Below are 670 nucleotides of genomic sequence, written 5' to 3' on the forward strand. Positions count from 1 at the left end.
CCCGCCCGGTGGACGCGATGGATGCCAAGGGCGACGCGCTCGCCGTGCTCGGCAGCCTGGGCGCGCCGCTGGCCGGGATCACGGTGACGGCGGATGCGCCGGGCTACTACCACCCAGGCCGTTCCGGCGTGCTGCGCCAGGGGCCGAAGGTGGTGCTCGCCCAGTTCGGCGAGATCCATCCGAAGGTTCTGGCGGCGCTGGACATCGCCGGCCCGGTGGTGGCCTGCGAGGTCTTCCTCGGCGCCATCCCCGAGCCCAAGCGGCGCAAGAAGTCCGCCCCTGCCCTCTCCGCCCTGCAGCCGGTGCGGCGCGACTTCGCCTTCCTGGTGGATGCCACGGTCCCGGCCGAGAACGTGCTGCGCGCCGCGCGCGGCGCCGAGCGGAACCTGATCGCCGATGCGGCGATCTTCGACCGCTATGCCGGCGACAGGCTGCCGGACGGCAAGGTCTCGCTGGCGGTCGAGGTGGTGCTGCAGCCGCGCGATGCCTCCCTGACCGATGCCGAGATCGAGGCCGTGGCGGCCAAGGTCGTGGCGGCGGTGACCAAGGCCACCGGAGCCACTCTGCGGGGCTGAGGCGGCACCGCGGCGCCCGGCCCCCCCGGGGGAGAGGCTCCGCCTCTCCCGCCGGACCCCCTCTCCGCCGGGGACCGAAGCCGGTCCCCGGACCC

Annotated in this window: 1 pseudogene; it reads left to right on the forward strand. The window is 75.1% G+C overall.

The features are described 5' to 3' along the window. Positions 1-575: pseudogene (locus ROTAS13_RS25515) on the forward strand (phenylalanine--tRNA ligase subunit beta); the annotation flags it as partial. Positions 576-670 lie beyond the last annotated feature (95 nt).

The sequence above is a fragment of the Roseomonas sp. TAS13 genome (assembly GCF_001950415.1).
Classification (GTDB): Bacteria; Pseudomonadota; Alphaproteobacteria; order Acetobacterales; family Acetobacteraceae; genus Roseomonas; species Roseomonas mucosa.